Origin of the sequence: Dietzia sp. oral taxon 368 (assembly GCF_002999155.1) — a bacterium.
In the GTDB taxonomy this organism is placed as follows: domain Bacteria; phylum Actinomycetota; class Actinomycetes; order Mycobacteriales; family Mycobacteriaceae; genus Dietzia; species Dietzia cinnamea.
Window position 1 is genome coordinate 154,767 of record NZ_CP027239.1, and the last position, 14,301, is coordinate 169,067.

The 14,301-nt window shown below is 68.0% G+C and carries 11 protein-coding genes and 1 pseudogene; 6 read left to right on the plus strand and 6 right to left on the minus strand.

Translation table 11 applies throughout. The features are described from left to right. Positions 1 to 153: 153 nt before the first annotated feature. The 4 genes from C3V38_RS16760 to C3V38_RS16775 all read left to right on the plus strand — a co-directional run bounded on the left by C3V38_RS16760 (position 154) and on the right by C3V38_RS16775 (position 6,948). The gene (locus C3V38_RS16760) at positions 154 to 1,782 is read left to right on the plus strand and encodes a vWA domain-containing protein (RefSeq protein WP_106386835.1); all 1,629 of its coding nucleotides are present in this window, start codon (positions 154 to 156) and stop codon (positions 1,780 to 1,782) included. A gap of 79 nt (positions 1,783 to 1,861) precedes the next feature. Beyond that, positions 1,862 to 2,905 (plus strand): hypothetical protein, encoded by a 1,044-nt coding sequence (locus C3V38_RS16765; RefSeq protein WP_106386836.1) that lies wholly within the window; start codon positions 1,862 to 1,864, stop codon positions 2,903 to 2,905. Between the two features lie 256 nt (positions 2,906 to 3,161). After that, positions 3,162 to 5,774, plus strand: a complete 2,613-nt coding sequence (locus C3V38_RS16770) for a hypothetical protein (RefSeq protein WP_106386837.1) — start codon at positions 3,162 to 3,164, stop codon at positions 5,772 to 5,774. Positions 5,775 to 5,877: 103 nt separating this feature from the next. Continuing rightward, positions 5,878 to 6,948, plus strand: coding sequence for a hypothetical protein (locus C3V38_RS16775; RefSeq protein WP_106386838.1), 1,071 nt, complete (start codon positions 5,878 to 5,880; stop codon positions 6,946 to 6,948). Here C3V38_RS16775 and C3V38_RS16780 read toward each other — a convergent pair. Genes C3V38_RS16780 through C3V38_RS16790 form a run of 3 tightly spaced genes read right to left on the minus strand, consistent with a single transcriptional unit; the run spans position 6,945 to position 8,350 of the window. Beyond that, positions 6,945 to 7,751, minus strand: a complete 807-nt coding sequence (locus C3V38_RS16780; protein WP_106386839.1) for a metal-dependent hydrolase — start codon at positions 7,749 to 7,751, stop codon at positions 6,945 to 6,947. The two genes, C3V38_RS16775 and C3V38_RS16780, sit on opposite strands and share 4 nt — an antisense overlap. An 11-nt stretch (positions 7,752 to 7,762) precedes the next feature. After that, positions 7,763 to 7,999, minus strand: a complete 237-nt coding sequence (locus tag C3V38_RS16785) for a hypothetical protein (RefSeq protein ID WP_106386840.1) — start codon at positions 7,997 to 7,999, stop codon at positions 7,763 to 7,765. Positions 8,000 to 8,017: 18 nt separating this feature from the next. Further along, positions 8,018 to 8,350, minus strand: coding sequence for a hypothetical protein (locus tag C3V38_RS16790; protein WP_106386841.1), 333 nt, complete (start codon positions 8,348 to 8,350; stop codon positions 8,018 to 8,020). Between the two features lie 427 nt (positions 8,351 to 8,777). On the opposite strand from C3V38_RS16790, the pseudogene C3V38_RS18150 reads away from it, so the two are divergent. Continuing rightward, positions 8,778 to 8,882: pseudogene (locus C3V38_RS18150) on the plus strand (IS481 family transposase); the annotation flags it as partial. Positions 8,883 to 8,999: 117 nt separating this feature from the next. On the opposite strand, the gene C3V38_RS16795 reads toward C3V38_RS18150, so the two are convergent. Further along, positions 9,000 to 9,545, minus strand: a complete 546-nt coding sequence (locus C3V38_RS16795) for an SRPBCC domain-containing protein (protein WP_106386842.1) — start codon at positions 9,543 to 9,545, stop codon at positions 9,000 to 9,002. 114 nt (positions 9,546 to 9,659) lie between these two features. Between C3V38_RS16795 and C3V38_RS17445 the strand changes: the two genes are divergently transcribed. Then, positions 9,660 to 10,181: a hypothetical protein gene (locus tag C3V38_RS17445; protein ID WP_129591234.1), complete on the plus strand. Its 522-nt coding sequence runs from the start codon at positions 9,660 to 9,662 to the stop codon at positions 10,179 to 10,181. A gap of 32 nt (positions 10,182 to 10,213) precedes the next feature. On the opposite strand, the gene C3V38_RS16800 is transcribed toward C3V38_RS17445, so the two are convergent. Further along, positions 10,214 to 13,030: an FtsK/SpoIIIE domain-containing protein gene (locus C3V38_RS16800; protein WP_165001195.1), complete on the minus strand. Its 2,817-nt coding sequence runs from the start codon at positions 13,028 to 13,030 to the stop codon at positions 10,214 to 10,216. A 140-nt stretch (positions 13,031 to 13,170) separates the two neighbouring features. After that, positions 13,171 to 14,130 (minus strand): DUF932 domain-containing protein, encoded by a 960-nt coding sequence (locus C3V38_RS16805; RefSeq protein ID WP_106386844.1) that lies wholly within the window; start codon positions 14,128 to 14,130, stop codon positions 13,171 to 13,173. Between the last annotated feature and the right edge of the window lie 171 nt (positions 14,131 to 14,301).

Below are 14,301 nucleotides of genomic sequence, written 5' to 3' on the forward strand. Positions count from 1 at the left end.
CGTGTGCCACCCCTGCGGCCGGGGTCGTTGCCGCGATCGTATCGGCCCACCATGCCGCCGCTAGGCGGGCTACGCGACCGCCGGTCGGCGGCATGCCCGGCTGATACAACAGGTGCCTGCATCCGTTGCCGGCAGCGAGGAGTGGCCGCACCCATGGCGCTATGGTCCGTCACCGAGGAGTCGGTGCTGCTCATGCTGCAGGGCTGGGGAGCGGCGGTGGAGCAGGTCCGCATCGTGCCCACTGGCTCGTCCGGGGCGCCGGCGCCGGTGTACCTCGATGGCGACACCGCGGTGATCGAAGCCGAACGGGCCGGCCTTCCCCGTTCCGCGCAGGGTGTGAAGGTCGACTCGCTGACCCATCAGCTCAACGATCCCCGTGCAGCCGCCCGATTGGCGGCGGTGTGCGCCCCCTTAGTCACCTCGACCTGGCGGCACGCCGGCCTTCCGTCGGACCCGCGGCTCGCCGGGTTGATGCTCGAGCTCGACCAACTGCGCGCCGAGGCCCAACTGCGGCGCCGCCAGCCCTCCCTGCGGCTCCTGCTGCCCACGATCAGCACGTGGCTGGCCCGCACGCCGATCTCCGGCAGTGACGATGCCGCCGCCTACCAACTGCTGACCGCCGTGTGCCCGAGAGCGGACGCCCTGGTGTTTCCCACCTCGACCACAGAGCACGTGAAGCCCGCACTCGTGGACTACCTCGGACCCGCCGTGATGCGCGAGTACGTCACCACATGGCGGCGCATCCTGGCGGCCCCGGACCAGCGCTCCGCAGTGATGTCGCTGGCCGACACCTGGCTCCAACTGGCCGATGCCCGGCTTCCCCGCCACCACGACCGCACGTCCAATCCCGAACTGCTGTCCAGGGTCAGTCGCCGCGCCACCTCCGACCTCGAGCAGGCCGAGGCGACTGCACTGGAGGCGGTCGCCTCGCTGCGCGCCGACCTGGACGCCACCGCCACGTCAGAGCGCCGCACCACAGAACTGGACCCCGACCATGGGATCGCAGGCGCCGGAACAGGCCTGCCCGCGCACCGGTCCCTACGACACCGGCCCGCCACGGAAGAAGATCACCTTCTGCGAACGCAGCTGCGCGCGGCACTGTCGGTAGCCAAACGGCGCCAGCTATCCACCGTGGACCACCCCACCCAAGCACCCACCGGCAGGACCGACACTCGCGAACTGGTCCGCATGAGCGCACAGCAGCACGCCGGCACCCCGGTCACCGCCACCCCCTGGACCCGGCACATCCCCGAGATGGACGACCAGCCCGACATCCGGGTCGCCGCCGTGCTGGATACATCCGCGTCCATGGCACCGTGGCTGGAGTCGGCGACTGCGTTGATGTGGGCAGTGGCCTGCGCAGCCCGCGACCTCGGCGGATCCGCCACCGTATGGGGGTTCGGCGGCGACGCCTTCGAGATCGTCCGCATCGGCTCGGCGCCCCACCTCGTCCCGCAGATCCGCGACACCGGCGCCGGCTCCGACGGATACGCCGAGGCCGTGAGCCGGGCCTGCGACTCCGCGGATCTGATCGGCAGTCGAGGCGCCCGCCTGCTGGTGGTGCTGACCGATGGCCGACTGAAAGACCCGGAGGAGGCCCGCCGACTGCAGCAGACCCTGGCCGACGCCGTTGCCAGCGGCGTCACCGTCCTATGGGCCCTGACCGGAGGCACCACCAACGCTCTGGTCCCGGACCAAGCAATCGTCGCTCAGGGGGTGACCCCGCGCCGCTTCGCCGAAGCCGTGAACCGCGTCCTGATCAACACCGTCAGCGCCACCTGAGCAGGGCGCCGCACCTACACCACAACTACGACAGCCCGCCGCTACCGTGACCCCACCGCAGCCAGAAAGGACCCACCCCATGACCGCCCCAGCGCACAACAGTGACGTCACCCCGATCACCGCCATCACCGCGGACCAGCTAGACACCCTCGACCCGAACCTGCTCACCCCGCCCCTGGTGACCAGCGACGGACACCACGACGAGATCGGCGCCGCCCACGGCCGAGTACTGCCGATGATCGGCCGGTGGCGGCCGTACGTGGTGGACGTCAACGCCACCAAGCTCGCAGGCAAGGGCACCCGCATCTACGCCGACACCGCCGACGACGCCGTGGCGATGCTCGTCGGCGGCGACGCGCCCGCGGCGATCGCCGAGCTGCGCGCAGCCAGAGACGACCTCGGCGTGGACCCCGCTCCCGAACCGCCACCGACCAGGGACGAGTTGCTCCTGATCGGCGCGGACGATGCCGACGACGAGGCCCTCGCGTTCGTCGAAGAGCTCGACCCTCAAACCCAGCAGGCCTACGACGAGTACCGGGCTCGGCGTGACCGGCTGGAGGCGGCGCAGATGCGGGTCGCTGCGCTGCTGACCGACCATGCGACCGGGGTGCGGATACGGCTGCAGCAGCAGCTCAACGCCGCCGCTGTCGATGACGGCCGCTGGGAACGCCTGGACGAGGACGAACGCGACGAGCTGACTGCCTGCGCGGCCACGGGCGAGCAGGGGCGGCGCCCGTTCGGGATTCCGGAAATGGTGCCGTTCTTCGACGAGGACGGCGAGGAGGCCGGCGAGGTCGCGCGGGGCGAGTGGCGGGCCGATGTGCCGCTGGTGTGTCTGCGCACTGACTACCTGCCGTTCACGGGCACGGCGTCGCCTCTGTCGGTGGTGACAGGGACCGCCCCCACAGGGGCGGAGTTCTGGGTGCCGGGCGATCCGAATCTGGTGTGGCTCAACCCCGCCGATCCCGCTGACTACCTGCAGTCACTTGCCGATGCCGGGCTGGTGGAGCTCACGGAGCGGCCGGTCGACCACGCCGTCGAGCTGATGCGTCCGTGGCTGAGGGAGAAGCGGCAGCGCGACCTTGAGCGGGCGCAGGCGGCAGCCGCCAGTCAGGGCGACTAAGCCAGGGAGTCCAATGGGCGCGATCAGGGGCGGGCACTGCTTCGGCAGCGCCCGCCCCGTTGTCGTTTCGTCACGGCTTATTGCCTGCCGATCCGACCCCCGTCGTGGCCAGCGGCGACGGGTGTGGCCTGCATGAATGGCCGGACAGATTCGTTGACAGTGGGCCTTGCGTGCGGCATCGTCACAAGCATCGGAATCAAAACTGCACGAAGGGAAAGTCCCCATGGTGTGTCGGGAAAATAAGGGCCGTTCGGCGATGATCGGTCTGGCCAAGTCGTTCCAGCGGATGATGGGCCACCCAGTCGATCACGACGCGAATCTGCAGTCCATGCAGCACCAGCTGCGCCACGAAGTCGAGGCCGCGGACTCCAAGTACTCCAGCTTCGACAGCTGGCCCCAGGAGGAGCAGGTCAAGGCGTGGAAGGAGCTGCGCGCACGGGTCGAGGAGCTGCCCGAGGGGACGATGAGTGCCGCCCGTCGGTACGGCGAGTCCAAGACCAATCCGGGCATCATCACCCGCATCGACCAGGAGATCGCGCGGCTGGGCTCGGGCAAGCACGAGAACGGTGCCCCACTCAAGGGGGTGCAGCGCAACACCGGCGCCGACATGGTCGCCTCGATGAAGATCGTCTCCGTCATGGAACGGCTCGTGCCGGCCCGCCGCAGCTTCCTGGAGAACCAGGCCCGCCGCCGCGGCGTGCCATACGCCGAAGTCGAGTCCGAGTGGCTGGAGAAGATCAACGAGAAGGGCAACTTCTCCAACATCAGCCTCACCGACGAGTACCGCGATTCCCTCGCGGTGTCCGGCGTCAACGCCCAGGATCAGGCCGACCTCGGCCAGTCCGGACGGGCCCGCGCCGCGATGGCCGCGATGGAGAAGAAGACCCAGGAATCACTGGCCGAGCACCGCAAGAAGTACGCGCCCCGGCCGGCGATCACCGACAAGCACGTCCTGGGCACCTACACCAAGCCGGGCGGCGAGGGCTCCGTGCGGTGTGCGGGCTGCGGCCAGTTCGGGCATGAGGAGAAGGCCTGCCCGAACACCGATCTGACCGAGACGCTGGACGCAGTGTCCGCGCAGTCCCAGATTCTCGACCGGCATCAGAGCGTGCTGGACCGCAAGGAGATGCTGGCCACCCGCAGCGAAGAAGAGATCCAGGCGGTGTTCGACGCTAAGGCGCCGGGCATGACCGTGGCCAAGTTCAAGGAGGCCGTCGCCCGGGACGAGAAAGAGCTGGGGGAGCCGCTGAAAAGTGCGGCAACGGTGCAGAAGATGCGCCGCAAGTTCGAGAAGGAAGGTGCAGCTGCCCTCGAGGAGCTCAAGTCCCGCGAGCCGAAGGTGTCCAACTGGGTGCAGTCGGTGGCCTACAACCCGAACAACGGCCTGCTGCAGGTGACGATGCACCCGAGCAAGTCGGGCAAGCAGTACCCGCCCCGCTACTTCCGGGCCCGGCCCGAAGAGGTCGACGCCCTGATGGACCACCCGTCCATCGGCAAGGCCCTGCACGCCGGATTCTTGAGCAAGAACCAGGTCGCCGAGGGGCACGAGTTCGAGAACGCCGCCGACTTGGCTGAGGCCATGGAGGAGACCCGCTGCCCCACCTGTGGCCGGTGGGCGTCGCTGAACTCGAGCCACCAGTGCCCGGTCATCGGCGGCCCGTCGGAGGAGGTCGATCACCTCCGGGCCCGCAACGTCATGGCCTACCAGGCGATGGCCCGCACCGCCCGCGAGAACGGCGAGGTGATTCCCGCCAAGCCCCCGACGCTGGTGCAGTCGCTCAAGGGCGCCACCGATCACAGTGGCCTCCAGCATCCGAAGACCAAGGAAACGATCGCTGGAGCACTGCGTTCTGGGTCGAAGCAGGAGGCATTGGCCGTCACCGAGGACGGCAACCGCATGTGGGACTCGGCCGTCTCGTTCAACGGCTCCGACGACGACTGGCACGTGTCGGGGCACGTGACGGTGTGGAAGGACCCGGAGACCGGAAACCGAGTGCTCGGCATCGACGGCCAGTCCGGCAACCCGGGACTGCGGTGCCAGTGCGCGGAGTACCAGAAGACGCGCCGCTGCCCCCACGTTCGTGCCGTCGGGTATCGCCTGGCGAACAAGTACGAGGCCGTCCCAGCCGCGCGCTCTGCCCGCGCGGGCGAACCCCTGCGACTGCAGCAGCAGGGGCTCGCCAACGACGCAGCGTCACTCCCGCCGGAGCGGTTGAGCTACGAGACGATGTCGGCCATGCGGGTCGACGCGATGCGGCAAACTCTCGAGGCCGCAGACACCCACGGTGTTGCCCGCCTGCCGGAGACCCTGTGGCCGAGCAAGGCCACCGACCTCGAGACGGGCGAGACCATCGACACGCCTGAGGCGTGGGACCGCCATCCCGATTTCAAGACCGCCAAGGCCAAGCCCGTCGACCTCGCCAACACCGGCCAGGTCGTCAGCCGGATCCGTCGACTGTCCCAATCCAAGACACAGCTCATCCCCGTCACTGAGCCGGTCCCCGGCGGGGGGACCCGCACCGTCCTCAAGAAGGAACGGGTGCAGTACTCGGTGCGGTCCGAGCCCGACGGCTCGATCGTGGTCAACGTGCCGCCTCAGGTGCTCAAGGACACCGGCAACACGGCGCAGGCCCGCGCCATGGAGCAGCACCTGATCAAGGTCATGGGACTGCCGGAGGGTCGCAGGATCATGCCCCACGGACTGCGCATCTCCCCGGACAAGTCGGCCAGGTACGCGGCGCTAGACGCCATCGCCGGCGACCCGCCCCGCATCTCCCCGGCCCGCATGTACGCCCCGCAGGACGGCTCGTTCGACGCCGCTCTGCACCGCGGACGGTCTGGCAACGACGCCCAGTTCGCTCCGGCCTGACCGGCCACGCCCACGCCCGCCCCGTCCCGGTTTTCGGGGCGGGGCGGCGGCATGAGCAGCACCTACCATCAGCGACACCAATCGGACCCTCAGGGAGGCCCTCATGCCCGCAGACAGCGCCGTCGACGACGCGATGAACGCCGTGCTCGGCACCTCGACAGCGACCGCCGCTCGACGCCCGGCCGCTGAGGTTGCTGAACCCGGCCAGGGGCCCTGCAGCAAGCCAGAGGCCGAAGAACTGGTGGAGCGGGCCATAGCCGCGGCGGAGACGTTCTACGACACTGTCGTCGAGATCATCCGCCGGCAGGCCTGGGTGCCGCTCGGCTACGCCAACCCGCGGGATCTGATGCTGCGCAGCTTGGGTGGCACTGCCGTCAACCCGTCGACCGGCAAGCCGTACAGCCGTTCCCACGTCCACCGCATGGCCCGCGTGTCGTGGATGCTGTGGGCCATCTCCGAGCGCACCGGTGTCGATCCGGGCGACCTGGAGATCCCGGAGCGCACCCTGCGTGAGCTCGGCGGCGGCATGAGCGCGGACCTCGAGCTCGTCGACACCATCAGCGACCGGGTGGCGGCGTCGATCGCCGACAAGAACGCCAGCCCCGATGATGTGCAGGACGTACTCAACTCGACCCTGTCCGAGGCTGCCGCGGAACGTGGCGGGGGAGAGAGCCGCAACGGCAGCGCCGCCACCAGCGGCGACGACGACGAGGACTTCGGCAGCCCGTCCCCTGAATCCAGGCCGGCAGGCGGTGCCGGCCTCGGCGATGCCGACGACGACTTCGACGACTCAGATCCCGACGAGGCAGACTCGGGCACCGCGGGCCCGTCCTCGCCGGCGCTCGATGCGTTCGGTTCGTTCGACGACGGCGACGACTTCGGCGACGAGGGCAGTGCACCGGTGATCAATGCCTCGGATGCGTTGTCGCAGATGCGCGCCAACGCCAACTACGTGCAGCACCTGCAGGACATTCGGGAGATCGGCGGTCATCTGCCGGACGTGATCGCGGTGCAGAAGGAACTGCCGCAGTTCCTGGACATCGTCGACGACGACGAGCTCGACGAGCTCAAGCAGCTCCTACAGCAGACCCGCAACATCGTCGACCGTGCACAGAAGGCTAAGGAGGCCATCGACGCGGTGATCGCCACCGCCGACGAGCGGCTCGACTTCTAGGGCAGAGCGACGGCCGCTGCCCCGAAGTCGCCGCCAAGCACTGACGGGTCGGCGAGCGCGTAGTAGCTGAGCAGGAGCACCGCCCCAGTGCAGGCCGACAGCAGGATCCGGTCGGCCATCCCGTTCGCCCGGATCCGTAGGGGCGCGGGCGGGCCGAAGTCCCACCACCGTTTGCCGCCGATCGACACCACGCCACCGAGCAGCGGGACGCCCCGCTTGGTGATCATGTCGCCCAGCAGGTGGGTTAGGCAGCCGACGGCGACGGCGGCGCCGAGGGCTGCGCTGCCAGCGGAGGCAGGCAAGATCGCCCAGACCGCCAGCGCCAGCGCCAGCGATAATCCGGTGACGTACAACCAGTCCTGTTTCTTGGTCCACGTGGGTGCCAGTCCGCGGATGGCCAGGCCGAGCATGAAGAACAGCACGCCCACAGCTGCGGTTTTCCCGAAGCTGCCGACCAGGGCGGAGACGGCGCCACCTGCCAGCATGGCGAACCAGATGGTGTGTGTCGCCGTGCGGTGCCCGTTGTTGATCGGGTCGTCTTTGCGGGTCTTGGTCACGTTGTAGATCGCCTGGGAGGTGTTCTCCACGACGTGTGCCGCGGTGGTGGAGACCAGGCCGAAAGATCGAGCGAGGGTGCCCTGCGGGGTGTCGAGGTCAGGCAGTAGTGCCGCGCCGGCGGTGACGCCGGCGAAGACGAACAGTTCGGCCGCGGATTCTGCTCCGCCCCAGTGGGCGGGCAGGAACGCGCCTAAGGCCAGTCCGGCGGCAGCTCCGCTCATTGCATGTGTCGGGCCCATGACCATTGGGGGGCTCCTTACTCGCCGATGGTGGGCGGGTTGTAGCTGCCGTTGTCAGGAATCTTGTCGACCAGGCTGGTCAGAGCGTCGATGGCCTTGGGCAGCAGCAGGATCGTGGTGTCGGCGGCGCCGCCGATGATCTTCTTGGCGGCGTCCACGATGGTGTCTTGCCCTTGGCTGAGATCGACCTCTGTGGCGCCCTGCAGTACTCCCCACAGGACGAGCGCCCCGATGATGCCGAAGATCCACTTCATGTCGCTGGCCTTTCTGGGTCAGGGCGCCGGGATCGCGGGCTGCCCGGCGCCGGCCCCGGAGTCGAGCGGGTTGGGACGGTCTGGGGCGCCGGGGATGGGAACGAAGTCCTGATCGGTGGAGTCCAGGTCCGGGATGTCGCCACCCAGGTCCGGCATGGGCAGGTTTGCCGGGTCGGGCAGCTTGTCTTCGACGGTGTCGCCACCGAAATCGACGGCAGATTCGACGTTGGCGTAGAACGTCGGCCACCACCCTTCGGAGAAGGGCTGCTTGCCGTCGGCCGCCCAGGTCAGAAATCCCCATCCGACGCCGGTGAGGACCAGGGCGAGGATCACTGTCGAGACGAGTCGCACCGGGGTGCCCCTTTCCCTACGCCCGTGGGCGTATCCGCTGTCTGTATCCGATGCCCTGATCCTCCCTCATGGTCATGCCGGTGGCGCCTCGGCGCGTGACTCGCCTCCGGCATAGGCGTGTTGGTCATGCCGGTGTATCGCTGGCCTGCGGATCGCGGTCAGGGGGCTGGTGAGAGAATGGCCGCCTAGTACGAAGTCACCTGGAGGCCAGCGATCGTGGGGAAGACCAGGCGTAACGAGGCCTGCAGTCGGCGCCTAGCTGATCGGCTTTGGACGCCGGTGGGCTTGATCTGCGCCTTGGTTCTCGTGAGCGGCTGCGGGGCGGCTACCGAAGAGGTAGTCGTAACGAGCACAGTGACGTCCACCCAAACCGGGCTCCGCCTTGCCGCAGCAGCAGACTGTTTCCGGGCGTCCTGGCCCACGGGTGAAGAAGATCGTGCACTTGCGGATCCGCAAGCGCCTCGGCCCGGTCCAGCTCGCGGGCTGGTTGGAAATGGCGCCGTCAACCGTTCATGCGGCGCTCAAGCGCTGCCGGCGCATCACGCCCAAGCGCACACCCACCCGACAGCCGGATCTCAAACACGCTGGCTGGGCAGTGCACCTTACCCGGTGACCGTGCTGCGTTACGCCCCGCAGGCGCCGGGCATGCTCAGCGCCGCCGCGATACCTCGGCGGCCAGGGCCTCGTTCATCCGGTCGAACATAGGGAGAGTCGTCTCGCGGATCGAGCCGATCATCGGTGGCACCGCGATTCCGGAGAACCGTTCCTCCTGGTGCAGGACCACCCGGCCGTCGCCGGCGGGCTCGATGGTGAACCAGTGCTCGCCGTCGAAGATCCCCGGCAGCATCACCGAACCCTTCCACCGCAGCTCCCGGCCGGGCTCCACGGTGAGGACCGTCGGCGTGAAGGTCATGCTCCCGCCGTTGGTGTCGATCAGTTCGTTGGTCAACGTCCCGCCCTCGACCAGGTCGCCGGCGGAGGAGACGATGAAGGGATTCCACCGCGGGTACGATTCGCGGTCGGCCAGTACGGCCCACACCTCGTCAGCAGTGGCCTCGATCTCCAGGGCCGAGCTCATCTCGTAGTCGCGGGACACCGCCCAGATCGAGTACGCGACGGCCGGAAGCAGCACCGCCGTGGCGGCGATGGCGGTGTAGCGCAGGATCGGGCGTCGGCGTCTGGCGGCCTTGGCCATGGTCGTATCTCCCTCGGGTGTCGGTGCCGCCGGGCGGCGACGCGCCCCACGGTAACCGTGCGGACTCACCGCCGTCTTGCCGCCCACTTTCGGAAGGGCCCCCAAACCACGACGGTGACACCGGCCAACTGGCCTGATCACGATTGCCTAGCGCCAATCGTCGAGCACTTTGAGATCGACTGGGAAAGGAAGTTCGGTCCCGGGATTCCGCCAGTGCCGGAACCTGGCGAGTCGGCCGGCCATGCCTATTTTGCCAGCTACGCACCTACGAAGGCGACGGTTCGACTGTTGAATGTTTCCCCGAACAATATCTACGTTCGAGGCGTGTTCTTTCAGGTCTTCTGGAAGGATCCTGACAATGTTGTTCGCTCAAATATCTACCAAAGCAGCGTCCCTTTCGAGTCTCTCCCTTACGTAGACTTTGGCTTCATTCCGAAGCAGGTCTATGGAATGGGAAAGAGGCGTTCCCCGGAAATGCTCTACGGCCGAGACTCGATCGAGTTCTCCGTCGAATACCCGGGCGCCGGCGACGTGCGTGTCGCAGGCGCCAGCGAACCGTCTAGCTGGATCGACCCCGATGGCATCGACTGGTGGTTTGCCGACCCGGACGTTCGCCAACGATGCGGTCAGAGCTAGACGCGCCCTGGGTCCAGCGGCGGACAGGGGATTTAGCTCCAGATCGAAGGTTCTTCGTCGAACTCGTCGGCCGCATTCACCGGGCGCTCGGGTTCCACGTTCACAGGGTGAGAGCGTCCCGCCGGCGTAGACGCACGGCGTCCGCCGCGGGCCTTAGCTGTGGGCCCCGACGGTTCGTCCAGTGCGGGCGTGGTATCGGGACCAGGCAGAGTCGGTTGATCCTCGAGCTCGTCGTCCTGCGAGTCGAGCTCAGGAGCTTCGTCTGGGTGATCGGAGCCGGGGGCGTCGTCGCTGTCCGTGACCAGATACAGCTGGGCAGGTTCGGCGGAGGTAGCGGGCGCCGCAGCCTCGCTGCTGCCCTCGTCGAGGATCACCCATCGGGGTTCCTGGCCGCCGTCGGCGTTGGTGACGGTGATCTGCTGGTAGCCGAGGTTGCGTAGTCGTTCGCGGGTCATGTCTTTGGTGCCTCGCAGCGTTTGCGCGGGGTCCCAGGGGCACGGCATCGGGTCGTCGGGCAGGAACATGACCTGCACCTGCCGGTACCCGTTCTTGGGGTCGTAGCCCCACGCTCGGCCCTTGGGGGTGCCGGCCTCCGGGAAGCGGGTGCCGTGGTTGGAGTTGAGGATCTGCTCGGACTCGTACTGGTCCAGGGGGCCGACGCCGAGTCGGAATCCGAGCTGGGAGCGCAGCTGGGTGGAGATGATCTTGGCGTCCGGCTTCTGGGCGGCGCACACGATGTTGGTTTCCAGGGCTCGGCCGAGCCGGGCGATTTTCTCGAGGCTGGCTCGGGCTTCGTCCTTGAGTTCCTCCGTCTCGCTGTCCGCGCCGCGGGCCAGGAAGTCGGCGATCTCGTCGAAGAACAGGATGACCCGCTTGGGCACCGGTCCGTATTGCGCTTCCAGTTCCGGTTGCTGGGCGTACTTGGCGCGCAGCAGGCCCAGGTTGCGGGCCTGGGTGCGGTTGAGCAGGGTTTGAGCGGCGTCCATGCTCGCTCGTGCCGCGCCGACAGCGGCGCAGATTTCTTCGTCGGTGGCGGCGAATCGGATCACCGAGGGGAACTCTGGGGTCCAGGTGAAGTCGGTGCGTTTGGGGTCGCACACGATCACCGACAGGACGTCGGGCAGGTACATCGCGTAGAACAGCACGATCGACAGGGCTACCGACTTCCCGGATCCCGTCTTGCCGCCGATCAGGCCGTGCGGAGTCTCTCCGAGATCCCAGTCCAGCCAGCCTCCGCCCTTCTGTGGGCCGAACCGGAAAATCCCCTTGTGGGCGAGCGTGACCGCCTCGTCGAACTCGGGTGTGCCGGGCTCGGGGAAGGCCAATTCTGTCGGCAGTGGAGGCACCGCGGTGATGGTGACCTTCCCCTTGGGGGCGTCCCACGAGTAGTGCCAGTCGTTGTCGGTGCTCAGGCTGTCCCAGTGGTCTTGGAACCCGTCGCGGGTGTCGCGGGCGTTGACGTCCATGGACCCGAACTTCACCTCGGCGACCTGCACCATCGCCGAGCCGTCGGCGCTGAGTTCGGGTTGCCACTCGAGGATGTCGCAGTCGACGAAGTTCTTGCTGGAGCCGAACTTGGACTCGATCACGTTGCGCAGGTTGCGTTCGGTGACCTTGCGGCGGGCCTGCATGCTGCGGGACGGGTACGCGGTCGCCTCGAGCCGGGTGGTTCCGCCAGGCGTCCAGTCGTACAGCCAGGTCAGGCCCTGGTAGCTGGCCTCCATGGCGGTGTCGAAGTCGGACTCGAACTTGTTGCGGACGCGGCGATCGCCGAGGTTGAGGGTGTCGAAGTCGATGGACACCGCCACCGGGTAGTGCTCGGGGAACTTCTTGCCCTCGGGCATCCATCGGGTGACTTCGCAGTCGATGCTGGTGGTCTTGGTGGTGCGGATCATCGAGTAGACGTCGGCGATGATCTTGCGGGCGACGATTTTGCGGCGGGCCCGCAGGTCGTCGTCCGGGACGAGCTCGATCTGCAGCTCCCCGTCGGTGGACCAGTCGTAGACCCACACGCCGGGGCCGCGGACCTTGCGATCGAACTCGGCGGTGACACGCTCACGAAACTGGGGGTCGGTGGCATCGAACCCGCCGTATGACCAGGTCACCTTCGTGGGGAACTGGTAGGTCGTGCCGTTGCGTTCGCTCTCGGTGCGCTCTTCCACGGTCAGGGCGAAGTCGTAGTCGCCGGCGTTGCGGGCAGCGTCGAACAGGGCCCGGTCGCCGAGCGATCGGGCCATCTTGCGGTCGTGGCTGCGCTGCCAGACGCGGGGGTCCTCAGCGGGCACGGCGGTGGCCGTCACGTGTGAGGCGTCAGCCCACTCGAAGATCCATTCCTGTCCGTCCGCGGGCGGAGGCGTGGCTTTCTGGATCGCCTGCTCGAGCGGCATCCGCAGATAGGGGGCGGTGGTGGCGGGGGAGTCGGGACCGACGGTGAGCGTGAAGGTGCTCGGCTTGGCCTTGGCGCCCCACTTGGCGACTGTGACGTAGGAGTCGGGGCTGACCGGAGTGGTGGCCGTGGACCTGGGTAGGGCCGCAGGGCGTTGCATCGCCGCGTAGATCGCGGCGGTGGCTTTGCGCCGTCTGGGCATCACCGCCCCGGCCCGGGACAGCGTGTAGAGCAGGAACACGGCCAGGGCGATGCCGGCCCACATGCGCGGCACGACGGCAAAGTACAGCGCCGCGATCAGTGCGGCCAGCATTGCCCAGTTCACCGCCACCAGCGGGACGGGGCCGAGCTTGGTGCCGTCCTTCACCCAGGTCAGTGCAGCCCAGTCGCTGAGCAGCTGCTGCCCCTGCTTCTGCGCCTGCTGCTGGATCCTCGATGGGGGGCGTTTCCGGCCGCGAGCCATAGATTCGCTGTCCTTCCGGTGGTGGGTCGGCCACATCGTCCCACCTGCTCATGCCGGGGCCTGGCGCCGTTTTCGCGGGGTATGGGCAAGGGCCCGGCCCCGTGAGTCAGGGTCGGGCCCTTCGGCCGGCTCTGGCGGGTCTAGGCGGGCTGCAGAAGCTGGAACGCGCGCTGCCGGAAGGCAGCGTTGGTGTCGTTGAACTGCGACAGGGCGCGGGCGGATTCTCCGCCGCGGGTGTTCTTGTGCCAGTCCAGGAACTCGCCGACGCTGTTGAGCGCCGCCCATCGGGTGTGGCGGCCCTCCTCCTGGGTGAAGGCGGTGCCCCACAGGTCCATCAGGGTGTTGCGCCGGTTCTCCCAGCGAGTGACGGAGGTCTTGCGGCCCTCGTCGGGGCGGGGGTCGAGCTCGGCCAGGAACCGGTCGAACTCGTTGGTGGTCATGGGGCTGGCGATGAGCGCTTCGGCGTGGGCGGTGAATGCCTTGGCGTACTGCATAGCGCCCTGCATGGCGGTGCGGGCCTCGATGAGCCGCTGATCGGCGGACGCGGAGTGCCGGATCGACCAGGTACGGGGCGTTGAGCCGTTGTTGACGCCGATTGTCAGGCCATTGGTGCAGACCAGCCGCCGGGCGGTCACGGACTGCACCGCAGCCCCCTCTCCAGCGTGGGAGGTCGACATCACGACCTTGAACTCCACGGGATCGTTACCGCCGATCGCGGTGGTCGCCTCGGGAATCGACATCGACATATACGTGGTGCGGCCGTGGTCGACCTCGCCAGCGGCGTCGAACTGGGCGCCGAGCATGTGGGCGTGGTCGGCGACCTCGAAGGCTGCCGCGTTGTCGATGGTGGTGTAGCGGGAGCCGACGGCGGCCAGGATGGTGTTGTCGTCGTCGCGGACGATGAACCGTCGGCCGGGCATGCTGCCGATGGTGATGCCGTCAGCGGCCATGAGGGTGACGGAGTCGCCGGGGATGTCGCGCAGGCCCCAGTTCAGGCCGGCGATGGTCAGCGCTTCGTCGACGGTGCGGGCGGCGCTGATGTCGGTCCCGAGCTGGTGCTCGAACGGGACTCGGTTGGTGACCTTGAGCGGAGTGCTCATCGTTCCTCCTCCAGGGGTGGGGTTTGCGATGACTCAACTAAACCTCGACCGTTTTCAACTGCAGCAGGTCGCCATTCATCGACGTCAGCCCGCATTTTCTCGGCTCGCGGCGGGGGAGAGGCGGCCCGGAGAGGCTCCGCTGCTGGCGCCGACTACGGCTGCCTGCACACT

Bases quoted from the DNA above. Each gene is read 5' to 3' on its own strand.
- C3V38_RS16765 (WP_106386836.1), top strand. From the start codon at position 1,862: ATGACCGCCCCAGCGCACAACAGTGACGTCACCCCGATCACCGCCATC.
- C3V38_RS16780 (WP_106386839.1), bottom strand. From the start codon at position 7,751: ATGGTCATGGGCCCGACACATGCAATGAGCGGAGCTGCCGCCGGACTG.
- C3V38_RS16775 (WP_106386838.1), top strand. From the start codon at position 5,878: ATGCCCGCAGACAGCGCCGTCGACGACGCGATGAACGCCGTGCTCGGC.
- C3V38_RS16805 (WP_106386844.1), bottom strand. From the start codon at position 14,130: ATGAGCACTCCGCTCAAGGTCACCAACCGAGTCCCGTTCGAGCACCAG.
- C3V38_RS16770 (WP_106386837.1), top strand. From the start codon at position 3,162: ATGATCGGTCTGGCCAAGTCGTTCCAGCGGATGATGGGCCACCCAGTC.
- C3V38_RS16760 (WP_106386835.1), top strand. From the start codon at position 154: ATGGCGCTATGGTCCGTCACCGAGGAGTCGGTGCTGCTCATGCTGCAG.
- C3V38_RS16800 (WP_165001195.1), bottom strand. From the start codon at position 13,030: ATGGCTCGCGGCCGGAAACGCCCCCCATCGAGGATCCAGCAGCAGGCG.
- C3V38_RS16795 (WP_106386842.1), bottom strand. From the start codon at position 9,545: ATGGCCAAGGCCGCCAGACGCCGACGCCCGATCCTGCGCTACACCGCC.
- C3V38_RS16785 (WP_106386840.1), bottom strand. From the start codon at position 7,999: ATGAAGTGGATCTTCGGCATCATCGGGGCGCTCGTCCTGTGGGGAGTA.